This window comes from Sphingomonas sp. Leaf21, from assembly GCF_916858675.1.
GTDB lineage: Bacteria > Pseudomonadota > Alphaproteobacteria > Sphingomonadales > Sphingomonadaceae > Sphingomonas.
On record NZ_CAKASM010000006.1, the window covers coordinates 157,809 to 170,803 of the forward strand.

The 12,995-nt window shown below is 64.5% G+C and carries 13 protein-coding genes; 8 read left to right on the plus strand and 5 right to left on the minus strand.

Annotation, left to right across the window (positions count from 1 at the left end; all coding sequences use genetic code 11):
- Positions 1-65: 65 nt before the first annotated feature.
- The 7 genes from LRP66_RS08075 (at position 66) to LRP66_RS08105 (ending at position 6,568) form a co-directional block, all read left to right on the plus strand.
- A complete protein-coding gene (locus LRP66_RS08075; protein WP_230481981.1) occupies positions 66-314 on the plus strand; it encodes a hypothetical protein in 249 nt (82 codons plus the stop codon).
- Positions 315-472: 158 nt separating this feature from the next.
- Positions 473-841 (plus strand): 30S ribosomal protein S13, encoded by a 369-nt coding sequence (gene rpsM / locus LRP66_RS08080; RefSeq protein ID WP_058718060.1) that lies wholly within the window; start codon positions 473-475, stop codon positions 839-841.
- A gap of 95 nt (positions 842-936) precedes the next feature.
- Positions 937-1,326, plus strand: a complete 390-nt coding sequence (gene rpsK, locus LRP66_RS08085; RefSeq protein WP_007405180.1) for a 30S ribosomal protein S11 — start codon at positions 937-939, stop codon at positions 1,324-1,326.
- A gap of 88 nt (positions 1,327-1,414) precedes the next feature.
- The gene (locus LRP66_RS08090) at positions 1,415-2,479 is read left to right on the plus strand and encodes a DNA-directed RNA polymerase subunit alpha (RefSeq protein WP_230481982.1); all 1,065 of its coding nucleotides are present in this window, start codon (positions 1,415-1,417) and stop codon (positions 2,477-2,479) included.
- Positions 2,480-2,735: 256 nt separating this feature from the next.
- The gene (gene rplQ / locus LRP66_RS08095) at positions 2,736-3,158 is read left to right on the plus strand and encodes a 50S ribosomal protein L17 (protein WP_230481983.1); all 423 of its coding nucleotides are present in this window, start codon (positions 2,736-2,738) and stop codon (positions 3,156-3,158) included.
- A 281-nt stretch (positions 3,159-3,439) separates the two neighbouring features.
- Positions 3,440-4,993 carry a glutamine-hydrolyzing GMP synthase gene (gene guaA, locus LRP66_RS08100; protein ID WP_230481984.1) on the plus strand — a complete coding sequence of 518 codons (1,554 nt, stop codon included), beginning with the start codon at positions 3,440-3,442 and terminating at the stop codon, positions 4,991-4,993.
- Between the two features lie 318 nt (positions 4,994-5,311).
- A complete protein-coding gene (locus tag LRP66_RS08105; RefSeq protein WP_230481985.1) occupies positions 5,312-6,568 on the plus strand; it encodes a tyrosine-type recombinase/integrase in 1,257 nt (418 codons plus the stop codon).
- On the opposite strand, the gene LRP66_RS08110 is transcribed toward LRP66_RS08105, so the two are convergent.
- Positions 6,558-6,809 carry a helix-turn-helix transcriptional regulator gene (locus LRP66_RS08110; RefSeq protein ID WP_230481986.1) on the minus strand — a complete coding sequence of 84 codons (252 nt, stop codon included), beginning with the start codon at positions 6,807-6,809 and terminating at the stop codon, positions 6,558-6,560. The genes LRP66_RS08105 and LRP66_RS08110 overlap by 11 nt on opposite strands.
- Here LRP66_RS08110 and LRP66_RS08115 point away from each other — a divergent pair.
- The gene (locus LRP66_RS08115) at positions 6,713-7,711 is read left to right on the plus strand and encodes a LysR substrate-binding domain-containing protein (protein WP_230481987.1); all 999 of its coding nucleotides are present in this window, start codon (positions 6,713-6,715) and stop codon (positions 7,709-7,711) included. The genes LRP66_RS08110 and LRP66_RS08115 overlap by 97 nt on opposite strands.
- Before the next feature lie 69 nt (positions 7,712-7,780).
- On the opposite strand, the gene LRP66_RS08120 is transcribed toward LRP66_RS08115, so the two are convergent.
- From LRP66_RS08120 to LRP66_RS08135, 4 genes are all read right to left on the minus strand, one after another.
- Positions 7,781-8,098, minus strand: a complete 318-nt coding sequence (locus tag LRP66_RS08120; RefSeq protein WP_230481988.1) for a DUF736 domain-containing protein — start codon at positions 8,096-8,098, stop codon at positions 7,781-7,783.
- 786 nt (positions 8,099-8,884) lie between these two features.
- Entirely contained in the window at positions 8,885-9,904 is a 1,020-nt protein-coding gene (locus tag LRP66_RS08125) for an NADP-dependent oxidoreductase (RefSeq protein WP_230481989.1), read from the minus strand.
- A gap of 240 nt (positions 9,905-10,144) precedes the next feature.
- Entirely contained in the window at positions 10,145-10,471 is a 327-nt protein-coding gene (locus LRP66_RS08130; protein WP_230481990.1) for a hypothetical protein, read from the minus strand.
- A gap of 144 nt (positions 10,472-10,615) precedes the next feature.
- Positions 10,616-12,670 (minus strand): ParB/RepB/Spo0J family partition protein, encoded by a 2,055-nt coding sequence (locus tag LRP66_RS08135; protein ID WP_230481991.1) that lies wholly within the window; start codon positions 12,668-12,670, stop codon positions 10,616-10,618.
- Between the last annotated feature and the right edge of the window lie 325 nt (positions 12,671-12,995).

Consider the following 12,995-nt stretch of genomic DNA (forward strand, 5'->3'; position numbering starts at 1 on the left):
CCCCCCTTCCCGTATCGGGGAGGAATGGGGTTTGCCCCTTCGGCCCAAGACCCTACACCGCGGGCATGGATTCGCTGTCGCTGTTCGGCCTTGCCGCCGTCTCCTTCACCCTGGTCTGCTATGCGATGGAGGCGGGGTCGCACTGGTGGACGCTGGGGTTCGTGCTGGGCTGCGTCGCCGGATCGGCCTATGGCTTTCTGCAGGGGGCCTGGCCGTTCGGGGTGGTGGAGATCGTCTGGGCAATCGTCTCCTTCCGCCGCTGGGTGACGCTTCGCCGGGTGCAATCGACGCCGCTGCGGGAACCGATCGCTTGACAGAGGGTTTCGCGGGCCCTAACTGACCGTCCTTCCACCACCCCTGGTTTCACGACGCGCGACTTGCGTGCGTCGCGCTTCCGCGTGGCGGAACCATCGCGTTGAGATGGAGCATGTGCGGCCATGCCATGCTTCGTGGAGCTAGGAGAACAAGTTTCATGGCACGTATCGCGGGTGTTAACCTCCCGACCAACAAGCGCGTTCTGATCGCGCTGACCTATATCCACGGCATCGGTCCGGCCAAGGCGAAGCAGATCGCCGCCAAGCTGAACATCGCCGCCGATCGTCGCGTCCAGGACCTTTCGGATCAGGAAGTCCTCCAGATCCGCGAAACCATCGACGCCGATCACACGGTGGAAGGCGATCTTCGTCGCGAGACCGCGATGAACATCAAGCGCCTGATGGACCTGGCCTGCTATCGCGGCCTGCGTCACCGCAAGGGCCTGCCGGTCCGCGGCCAGCGCACGCACACCAATGCGCGCACCCGCAAGGGCAAGGCAAAGCCGATCGCAGGCAAGAAGAAGTAATTCGTCCACGGGACGAATTACTCCGCCGGAAGCAGGCTTGTGGCTGACCGCCCGCCGCTCTCCGTATCAGGATACTAGGTCAGGACTTTCATCCAATGGCACGTGAACCGCAGCGCATTCGCCGTCGCGAGCGCAAGAACATCACCGCCGGCGTCGCGCATGTGAACGCCAGCTTCAACAACACCATGATCACCATCACCGACGCGCAGGGCAATGCCATTTCGTGGTCGTCGGCGGGCATGATGGGCTTCAAGGGCTCGCGCAAGTCGACGCCTTATGCCGCCCAGGTCGCCGCCGAGGACGCTGGCAAGAAGGCCGCCGAGCACGGCGTCCGCACCCTGGAAGTCGAAGTGAAGGGCCCGGGTTCGGGCCGCGAGTCGGCGCTTCGTGCGCTGCAGGCGGTCGGTTTCCAGATCACCTCGATCCGCGACGTCACCTCGATCCCGCACAACGGCGTGCGGCCTTCCAAGCGTCGCCGCGTCTGATGCTTCCCATGGCCGGCTGACGAGTCGGCCATGCCTCTCTCCACGGCTGGAACTGTCCCCGTTCCGGCCCATAACTCAGGGGAACCACGTGTCTGTCAACGCAAAGAACTGGCAGGAACTGAAGAAGCCCAACGCGCTCGAAAAGAAGGGCGGCGATGGCAAGCGGAAGGCGACATTCGTCGCCGAACCGCTGGAGCGTGGCTTCGGCCTGACGCTGGGCAACGCGCTTCGTCGCGTTCTCCTGTCGTCGCTCCAGGGCGCGGCGGTCACCTCGATCAAGATCGAGAACGTGCTGCACGAGTTCTCGTCGCTGGCCGGTGTGCGTGAAGACGTCACCGACATCGTCCTGAACGTCAAGCAGCTCGCGATCCGCATGCAGGGCGAAGGCCCCAAGCGGCTCCAGCTCTCGGCCACCGGCCCCGCCACGGTCAAGGCTGGCGACATCGCCGTATCGGGCGATATCGAGGTCATGAACAAGGACCTGGTGATCTGCCATCTCGACGAAGGCGCGACGCTCAACATGGAGCTGACCGCGGACATCGGGAAGGGCTATGTCCCCGCCGCCGCCAACCGTCCGGCCGATGCGCCGATCGGCCTGATCCCGGTCGACGCGCTCTACTCGCCGGTGCGCCAGGTGTCGTACAAGGTCGACCCGACCCGCGTCGGGCAGGACCTGGACTATGACAAGCTGACGCTCTCGGTCGAGACCGACGGCACCGTCACCCCGGAAGACGCCGTGGCCTATGCCGCGCGCATCCTCCAGGACCAGCTGGCGCTGTTCGTGCACTTCGACGATTCGGCGCTCACCCGCGCGGCCCCCGTCGGCCAGGCGGCGATCCCCGCGGCCGGTGGCGAAGCGCAGAGCGACGCGCAGCAGATCAACCGTTACCTTCTCAAGAAGGTCGATGAGCTGGAACTGTCGGTGCGTTCGGCCAACTGCCTCAAGAACGACAACATCATCTATATCGGCGATCTGGTCGGCAAGACCGAAGCCGAGATGCTGCGCACTCCCAATTTCGGCCGCAAGTCGCTGAACGAGATCAAGGAAGTGCTGTCGTCCATGGGTCTGCGCCTGGGCATGGAAATCCCCGGCTGGCCGCCCGAGAATATCGAGGAAATGGCCAAGAAGCTGGAACAGGAGATCATGGGCTGAGCCGCACGCGGATAGCGATGCTATCCGCGAGACGGCGCAAGCCCGGCCGGCGGGTCGCCCTCGGGCGACCCGTTCGACGCCAGGATCGCGGCTTTGCCGTAATCCGGTCCTTCGGTCCGGCCCCTCCACCAGCTTCGCTGGTCCCCCTCCCCAAGCCTGCTTGGGGATGATTCGAGTTAGGCGAAGGTGACGGCCTTAACGGTCACCGGCTCTGGGGTTCCGTGACACGGCCCCTTAACGAACGAAGGAAATACCCATGCGTCATCGCGTCGGCGGCCGTAAGCTGCAGCGTACCTCGGCTCATCGTACCGCGCTCTTCCGCAACATGGCGGCTGCGCTCATCAAGCACGAGCAGATCACCACCACCGTCGCCAAGGCGAAGGAACTGCGTCCTTACGTGGAAAAGCTGGTGACCCTGGCCAAGAAGGGCGGTCTCTCGAACCGTCGTCTGGCCCATGCCCGCCTGCTCGACGACGCGCAGCTGGTGAAGCTGTTCGACACGCTGGCCTCGCGCTACGCGGACCGCAACGGCGGCTATACCCGCATCATCAAGGCCGGCATCCGCGCGTCGGACGCCTCGCCGATGGCGATCATCGAGTTCGTCGACCGCGACGTCTCGGCGAAGGGCCAGGATTCGGGTCCGGTCATGAACGACGAGGATTTCGACGAAGCCGCGTAATCTTCGCGAGCCTCGAAGACCTTCGACAGGAGGGCCGTCCCGGAAACGGGGCGGCCCTTCTTCGTTTCTGCTCCCCCTCTACTTCTGCTCCCCCTCCCGCAGGCGGGAGGGGGCGGGGGGGAGGGCCGGGGGTCTCGCAGAGCCCATCGCCCGTGGCCTTCCCTCCCCCATCCCCTCCTGCTTGCGGGAGGGGCGTGCCAAGGCCCGACGGTTTGTCTCCCGCAAACGGAAACCGTCCCGCCCCGGTAGCATTTTCGAAAAGACATCGCTATCGGACCGCCATGGAGCACCCGGACAGCATCCTCATCGTCGATTTCGGCAGCCAGGTCACCCAGCTCATCGCGCGCCGCGTGCGCGAGGCGGGGGTCTATAGCGAGATCGTCCCCTTCCAATCGGCCGACGACGCGTTCGCGCGGATCAATCCCGCCGCCGTCATCCTCTCGGGCGGCCCCGCCTCGGTGGTGGACGAGCATAGCCCGCGCATTCCGCAGGCGATCCTCGACAGCGGCCTGCCGATGCTGGGCATCTGCTACGGCCAGCAGGCACTGACCCAGCAATTGGGCGGCAGGGTCGAGAAGGGCGATAGCGGCGAGTTCGGGGAAGCCTTCATCACCGTGGAGAATGGCTGCACGCTGTTCGACGGCCTGTGGCAGACCGGTGAGCGGCACCAGGTGTGGATGAGCCATGGCGACAAGGTGACCGCGCTGGCGCCGGGCTTTTCGGTCGTCGCGACCAGCCCCGGCGCGCCCTATGCGATCATCGCCAACGAGGAACGCCGCATCTACGCGATGCAGTTCCATCCGGAAGTGGTCCACACGCCCGATGGCGCCAGGCTGATCGCCAACTTCGTCCGCCATGTCGCGGGGCTCTCGGGCGACTGGACGATGGCCGAGTTCCGCGCCGCCAAGATCGCCGAGATCCGCGAACAGGTCGGCACGGGCAAGGTGATCTGTGGCCTGTCCGGCGGGGTCGACTCGTCGGTGGCGGCGCTGCTGATCCACGAGGCGATCGGCGACCAGTTGACCTGCGTTTTCGTCGATGGCGGCATCCTGCGCCAGGGCGAGGCCGAGCAGGTCGTCAGCCTGTTCCGCGGCCATTACAACATCCCGCTGGTGCATGTGGACGCGCAGGACCTGTTCATGGACGGGCTGGCGGGCGTCACCGACCCGGAGGCCAAGCGCAAGTTCATCGGCAAGACCTTCATCGACGTGTTCGAGGCCGAGGCGAAGAAGATCGGCGGGGCCGAGTTCCTGGCGCAGGGCACGCTCTATCCCGACGTGATCGAGAGCGTCAGCTTCACCGGCGGTCCGTCGGTGACGATCAAGAGCCATCACAATGTCGGCGGTCTCCCCGAACGCATGAACATGACGCTGGTCGAGCCGCTTCGCGAGCTGTTCAAGGACGAGGTCCGGGTGCTCGGTCGCGAACTGGGGCTGCCGGACGTGTTCGTCGGTCGTCACCCGTTCCCGGGTCCGGGCCTGGCCATCCGCATCCCCGGCGAGGTGACGCGCGAACGGTGCGACATATTGCGCAAGGCGGACGCCATCTATCTCGAGGAAATCCGCAAGGCGGGGCTGTACGACGCGATCTGGCAGGCCTTCGCGGTGCTGTTGCCGGTGCGCTCGGTCGGGGTGATGGGCGATGGCCGGACCTACGACTCGGTGCTGGCGCTGCGCGCGGTGACGTCGGTCGACGGGATGACGGCGCAGGCGTTCGACTTCCCCGGCGATTTCCTGCCGCGTGTGACGACCCGGATCATCAACGAGGTGAAGGGCATCAACCGCGTCGTCTACGACTATACGAGCAAGCCGCCCGGCACGATCGAGTGGGAATGATTCAGGCCTATCCGAAGGTATCCGAAACTACGCCACGATACGATCTAAGCCGTTGAAACAAAATAGTTATATATCGTCGCCTATCGGCATCTATCGCAGGGGAAGCGAATGGAATGACGGTACGGATGACGGTATAGCCGAATCTTGATCGACCGCTAAAACCATTATACCGTCAGGTTCAAGAGAGCCTTGACGGTATATTTTTTGGCCATACCGCATTGAAATTAAAGCGATAATTCCTCTTCAGAGAGGGTGATTTTGGCCTGACGGTATAATTCGAGACTCTCCCTTGGAAATCGCCCATTTTTGGAGGGAGTTATGCTGACGGATGCCGCTCTTAAAAGCCTGAAACCAAAGGATAAATTGTACAAGGTTGCCGACCGTGACGGTATGTACGCGCTCGTGCAGCCATCAGGCAAAATCGTGTTCCGCTACGACTATCGCCTGAACGGTCGGCGTGAGACCGTCACGCTCGGACGATACGGCCCAACCGACCTTTCTCTGGCACGGGCGCGCGAGAAGCTGATCGATGCCAAGCGAGGGATCGGCGAGGGGCGTTCGCCGGCCCATGAGAAGCAGCGCGAGAAGCGTCGCCTGAAGGAAGCCAAGAGCTTCGGCGAGTTTGGCGAGCGTTGGATGCAGGAGGCGAAGATGGCCGACAGCACCAGAGCCATGCGGCGCGCGATCTTCGAGCGTGACATCCTCCCGACGTTCCGGAACCGCCTGCTGACGGAGATTGATCCGAACGATCTGCGGGCGATGTGCGCGAAGGTCAAAGAGCGCGGGGCGCCGGCCACCGCGGTTCATGTCCGTGACATCGTCAAGCTGATCTATGCGTTTGCGATCCTGCACGGCGAGAAGGTCGCCAATCCGGCCGACGAGGTTGGGCCGGCCTCGATCGCAACCTTCGTCCCCAAGGATCGCTCTCTTTCACCTGCCGAAATCCGGGTGATGCTCGGGCAATTGGAACATGTGCCGACGCTGCCGACGATCCGGCTCGGTCTGCGCCTCATCCTGCTGACGATGGTCCGCAAGAGCGAACTCCAGGATGCGACATGGGACGAGGTGGATTTCGAGAACGCCGTCTGGTCGATCCCCAAGGAGCGGATGAAGCGCTCCAAAGCGCACAACGTCTATCTGCCCCAGCAGGCGATCGACATGCTCATCGCCCTAAAGACCTGCGCGGGTAACTCGAAATACCTGCTCCCCTCGCGCTATGACGCTGATGCCCCGATGTCGCGGGCCACGTTCAACCGGATCACGACCGCTGTCGTGGTGCGCGCGAAAAAGGAGGGCTTGCCGCTGGAGCCGTTCACGGTTCACGATCTTCGGCGAACCGGCTCGACGCTTCTCAATGAGCTGGGCTTCAACAGCGACTGGATCGAGAAGTGCCTGGCCCATGAGGATGGTCGTTCGTCGCGCGGTATCTACAACAAAGCCGAGTATGAGCATCAGCGCCGTCATATGATGCAGGAGTGGGCGAACCTCGTCGACGCCTGGGTCGTCGGTCAGAAATATGCCCCGACGCTTTATCCGCCGTCGATGGACTTGCTGGTGCCGGAACCTACCGTGTGACCGGTCGGGTCTTCCTCAGATGGACGTCGGGAGACGGTGCGCGTTTGACGGCTTTTGCATTCGAAGCCTGACGGCGCATCGCCAGCCAGGCTTCGACTTCCGCGAGATCCCATACGACGCAGCGGGACGTCAGATAGAACCTCTTTGGAAACTCACCCCGCTGCTCCATGTCGTAGATCGTGGTGTCGGCAAGCGGGACAATCTCGCGAAGTTGGCTTCGGCGGATCGTTCGCTTGCTCAAGGCTGGCGGTTGCCGAGTATCTTAACTTCCGCCACGCGGCGAATTCGCTAGGTGTCAGTCAGTCGTGTGTCAGCGCGCGGATCAAGGCGCTCGAAGAGACGCTGGGCATCCTTCTGTTCGAGCGCCGGCATCGCGGCGTGCGATTGACTGAGGCCGGACAGCGTTTCGTCGCCGAGGTGGCGACCGGTATCGGCCATATCGATCTGGCCGTGCAAACGGCCGGCGCGATCTCCAGCGGCACGGAAGGCCGACTGGCCATCGGCCTGCATTCCTCGATTGCGGGCGGCTTCCTCGCCGATCTCCGTCGGCGATATCGCTCGATCTATCCCGCCATCGAGCAGAGTGTCGTCGAGGGCCGGTCGTCGGAAACGATCGCGATGGTCCGCGACGGCAAACTCGACGTGGCCTTCGTGCTCGGCGCGGTCGATCCGCGTGATTGTCGTGCCCGGCGGCTATGGGAGGAGCCGTTCATGATCGCCTTGCCTATGGACCATCTGCTCGCGTCTGGCCAAGCGGTCAGATGGGTGGATATCGCGGCGGAAATCTTCCTCGTCCGTCATGATGGCGCGGGGCCGCAGCTTCAGGATCATATCGTTCGCCGCGTCTCCGGGTTGGGACGGGCGGCGCGCGTCCGCCGCTGCGATGTCGGGCGGGACACGTTGATGCACATGGTCGCCATCGGCGAAGGGGTGACGCTTACGACCGCTGCCGCCAGCCACTTGTCCTTTCCGGGAGTCGTCTTCCGGACGCTCGCCGACGAACCGGAACCGGCCCGGTTCAGCGCGGTGTGGTCGCCCCACAATCGCAGTCCCGCGCTCAAGAACTTGCTGGACCTCGCCGATGCGATGATCCGATCGGCGCAACCGTCTGAATCCGTATATCCTGACTGCCGTATTCCCTGACAGGCGGTGACGGCCATGACCATGACGAAGCCCCGCTCGGGTGAGCGGGGCTTGCGGAGCTGTCCGGCCTCAGTCGCCTTTGCGGCGCGACCAGATGAGGTTGTGGCCTTCGCCGTCCTCGCCCTCGATCAGGCTGGCGTAGATCGGTGCGGGGAAACTCGGATCGTCCAGCTTGACGGAGAGATAGTCGCGCTGCGTCTCGCGGGCGGTCTTCTTCCAGGCCGCACCGAACTCGGTGGCTCCGGCGAAGATGCGGAAGTCGGGGCCGCGCTCGCTGTCGCCCTCGGTGGGAACGAACTTGGCCTTGACGTTGAGGGTCAGGGTCTTGACCGCGCCGGTGAAGCCCGCGCCGTTTTCGTTCTTGGTGAAGGTGCCGATGGTCGCCATGGTCGTGTTCCTTTTTCTCATCTAGCCGCGCCTATCGCGGCCTCGATGATGGTCGTGCGACCGGGGACGATCGGCCCGGCACCCGAAGGGCGGGAACGCAGTGGACGGCGGACGGCGACAGCTTTTTTGCTTCGCGATGCAAAGCGCGCTTGCGCGCGGCGGAAAAAAGCTGGCGACGGACGTTGCGGGAAGACGAGCGAGGCGTAGCCGGTCTTCGGTCAGACCCAATTCATTCGAGGACGCCGTGGGTGCGGTTGGCAGGGAATCAGAAGGAACACGGCCCCCGCGGCGGTCGGCCTCCGAGCCAGACATCAAAACGGTGGTGAACCTCCGGCCGCGTCAACCTTACCCCTGACCTTCTACGGCAAGGCCCGTCCATCGTCACGGTCGGACGCGGCCGATCCCCGATCCTCTTTCTTCGCAGCGCCGGCGTTGTCAGGCCCGGAGATGACACCCGCCGCAGCAACGTGACCATGCTCGCCAGCGGACGATCCAAGATCCCCAGCGCACTACCCAGCCAGGGATGTCGGTGCGGAGACCGAGAGACCGCTTTCATGGTCGTGCCGCCGTCACCGTGAGCAGACATCTCCTGAAGCCCCGCTCACCCGAGCGGGGCTTCACCAGCGGGAAGGCCTGCACCCGCCGCTCTTCACGTTAGCGATTGAAGCCGAATGGCGGAAACGCGCCCTTGGCGTGGTTCCGGCGTAGCCGAAAGCGCGGCCCGCAGGGCAACGCCACGACCTCGACCATCGCCGGGCGCGCTTCCCAACCTCGCATCAATTCGAGTCACTCCGCGACGCGGATCACCAGCTTGCCGAAGTTGCGACCTTCCAAAAGGCCGATGAACGCCTCCGGTGCGGCCTCCAGTCCGTCCACGACATCCTCCCTGTATCGGATTTGGCCTGCTGCAATCCACGCTGCCATCTGGTTGTAAAAGGCGGGGCGCTGATCGACGAATTCGCGCTGGATGAAGCCGCGAATAAGCAGGCTCCGGCTCAGGACATCCCGCATGACGCCCGGCAGGCGGTCGGGTCCCGGTTGCACCGCCGCATCATTGTATTGGGCGATCAGTCCGCACACCGGCACACGGGCGAAATCGTTCAGCAGCGGGAAGACGGCGTCCCAGACATGGCCGCCGACATTCTCGAAATAGACGTCGATACCTTGCGGGCACGCGGCCTTGAGCCGGGCCTGAAAGTCGGGCGCACGGTGATCGACCACGGCATCGAAGCCGAGTTCATCGCGAACGAACGCGCACTTGTCCACGCCGCCTGCGATCCCGACCGCGCGAGCGCCCCTGATTTTCGCAATCTGTCCGACCGCCGAACCCACGGCCCCGCTCGCCGCAGCGACGACGACGGTCTCGCCGGGCTTGGGCTGACCGATCGTGAGTAGGCCGGCATAGTCGGTGAAGCCGGGCATGCCGAGGACGCCGAGCGCGGTGCTGATCGGGGCGGCTGACGGATCGAGCTTGCGCAGCGTCGAGCCTTCGACGACCGCGAAACTCTGCCATCCGGAGTGGGAGAGCACGATATCGCCTTCGGCGAAGTCCGGGTGGCGGGATTGCACGACCCGCCCGACCGTGCCGCCCTCCATGACCCCGCCGATCTCGACCGGCGCGGCATAGGATTTCCCGGCGCTCATTCTCCCCCGCATGTAGGGGTCCAGCGAGAGGTAGAGTATCTTCAGCAGAACCTCCCCTTCGTTCGGATCGGCAAGTGGCGCGCTGTCGATTCTGAAGTTCTCGGGTGTCGGCTTGCCGTCGGGACGGCTTGCAAGGAGTATGCGTCGGTTGTTCTCAGTCATGCCGTCGTCTCTCTTTAATATCCGAACCTACACCAACTCATGATCAGGATCGATTTAGAAACTAAAACTCATCGAACGCTATCGCTATTTATTCTTCGTCAGCCTCAAGAGTGATTATCGTACCCTGATCGTTCGGAAGCGCGGTTTCGCTCACGCCTTTGTCCCGTCGATGGGTGCGGCCAATCGCAGTAGTGCCGATACACCAACGACACTGCCGCCGATGATGCAGAAGATCTGACGTCACACCTCTGACGGCACGGCGTCCCCGGTGACGCCGTGGACAAGGGCGTAGCCGGCAACGGCGGCGGGGGCGGCGAAGACCAGCGCCACGATCAGGCGCAGCACCGGCGAGCGCAACGAGGCGAAGGCGAACACCAGCAGGCCATAGGCCGCCGCCCCGGCGACGAGGCCGACGAGGCCCGCGCCGATCAGGCCGGAGCCGGTGGCGTAGGCGAAGCGCGCCGCTTCGATGGCGAGCATGAAGGGCAGCGCATAGACGGCGAGCGTATAGGCCAGGACGCACAGTCCCGCGATCAGCGCCACGCTCATCAACATCACGGCGATCATGACGGTTCTCCATAGCGCCGATGACAGTCGAAGTCATCGGACAGTCGAGGTCAGCCGGTCCCGCGGTGAACACCGCGCGACCGGAATTTTGGGCTGTCGGACAGAAGGAAGGCCGGGACCGCTGATGCGATCCCGGCCCGGTCCTCACTCGGCGGCGATCTGGAAGGCGTCTCCGTCCTGCTGCTGCTGCTCGTCCAGCCACGCGGGCCGCGCCGTCCGCATGACGGCGGGAAGCCAGCCGGTTCCGGCCAGAAGCTGCTCGGCAGCCTCCGCCATGTCCGTCTTCTTCAAACCCGCGATCCGCTCCGCCGCCGCGTCGCTGACGGCTTCGCGCACGGCGGCGAGGATATGCGCCTTGGTGACGCGACCGAGATAGGTCCGCACCGTGGGCGTCCAGTGCGCCGTCATGTCGAGCGCCACCGCCGTCGCCAGCTTCTCCGCTGTCGCATGGGCGTGGGGCTTCTTCTCCCAAGGCTGCTTCACCGCATTGACGGTCAACGAGGCGCAATGGGCGAACAGCGCCATGACGCTGGCATGGTCCAGACTGGTGATGAAGCTCCACAGGTCGGCCACATCGCGCGGCATGTCCGCCGCCCATCCGGCATGACGATCAGCCAGCGCCTTGCCCGCCGCCGTGTCCTCGATGCCGTCCGCGTGGGAAGCGAGGGTGCTGCTGGTCGGGCGGATTTCGAGGCAGGCGGCATCCACCCCGCGATAGAAGGTCTGCGCCGCCAGCGCATGGGTGACGGCGATCAGCGCCATGTCCGGCTGCTCGCCCAGCGCAAGACGAAGGCCCAGCGTCCGGTGCGAGGTCAGATCGCGGACGAGAAGGTCCGACAGCGGCTTGCCCGCATCCCCGGCGTCCTCGTCCTCGGCCTCCGACACGGGAGCGGTGTTGCCGCCAGCGTCATGGTCGCCATCCTCGATGACCTCGCCATCGCCGTTGACGCGAACGCCGTCCACCACGCTGCCGCCGTCACCGTCCGCAACGCCTTCGGGTTCCGGATTCTCGTCCTCGGCCCGGACGAAACCGCGCTCGATGCGGGCTTCCCCGTCATGGGAGAGGATGACGAACACACCGCCGCGCGCGATCTCATCGGCGTCATAGGCATGACGCAGAGCGTCGAGGCGCTCGATCTCGGCCTCCAACTCTCCGAACCGCTGATCCACGTCATCGGGCAGTTCCTCGGCACTGTCATACTGCTCGGTCAGCGCGTCGTATTCGCCCTGCGCGGCGGCATAGGCGGCCTCGTCTTCTTCCGACAGCGTCACCGGATGCGGATAGGTGCGGCGCAGCCCGTTGCCATGCGGATAGTCGATATGGGCAGCGGCCCATTTCCAGCCTTCCTCAGCCTTCACGCTTTCCGCGATCCCCTCCAGCTTCTCGATGACCAGCCGGTCCAGCAGGGCGGCATCTTCATAGAAGCCGCCGCGATCCTCGGTGAACAGGTCTCGCAGGATCACGCCGCCCGCTTCGGTGTAGGCCTCCGCGCCGACGAACACCGCCCGGCGATCCGTCGCCGCGATGTGCATCCGGGTCAGGTCGCGGCGAATGGTCGAGGGGTCCTTGTTCCATGACAGGTTCTCGTAGACCTGCTCCTGCCGGGTCGGATCGTCCACGATGGCGAAGGCCATCAACTGCTCCAAGGTCAGTCCGCCATCGCGGTAGATCTGCATCAGCTTGGGGCTGACAGCACCCAGACGCATCCGCTGGCGCACGACATGGGCGGTCACGCCGAACCGGGCGGCGATTTCCTCCGCACCCCAGCCGCGCGTTTCGGCAAGCTCGCGGAAGCGCTCGAACTGGTCGGCGGGCGAAAGGTCTTCACGGGTGACGTTCTCGTCCAGACTGATTTCGCTGGCGTCGTTCACGGTGTCGATGACGCAGCGGATGGGTTCGGTCTTCTTGATCTGCTTGCGCTTCACGCGCAGCAACTGCGCCAGCCTACGGCCTTCACCGATGCTGACGAGATAGAAGCCGGTCGCGGCGCCCTCGGCGTCAACCTCCGGCTCCACCACAAGGTTTTGCAGGATGCCTTTGGCGTGGATGCTCGCTGCCTTCGCCTCGATCGACGCCTCGCTGTGCGGTGTCTTGCGGGCGTTGTTCGGATGCTTCTTGAGCTTGTTCAGCGGGATGAACATCTCCGCGCCGGTTACGGTAGCAGGGGTGGCGGTCGTTTCATTGGCAATGGTCGTCATGGTCTTTCTCCTATGGGCTTGGGTTTCGCGCAGCGAAGCGCCGCGCTGAAACCCTGCCCGTCGGCGAGACCGGGGGGTGCAAGGGCCAGGGCGGCCGGGGTGGAGGGGCATCACCCGGCCTGCACAAGCAGATGTCCGTCATGACGGATATGCTGAACATCACATCCGCGCGGAAGGTCGGGGAGACCGCCCCGGCCGGCGCCGGCTTGCTGGCGCTTCACCCTTGACCGTGAGTAGCCCCTAGTTTTTGAGTAGCCCCTAGTTTTCTAGACGCCTTGAGCCATCAAAGCCTGCTGCCGTTCGAACTCGACGGGCGACAGCATCC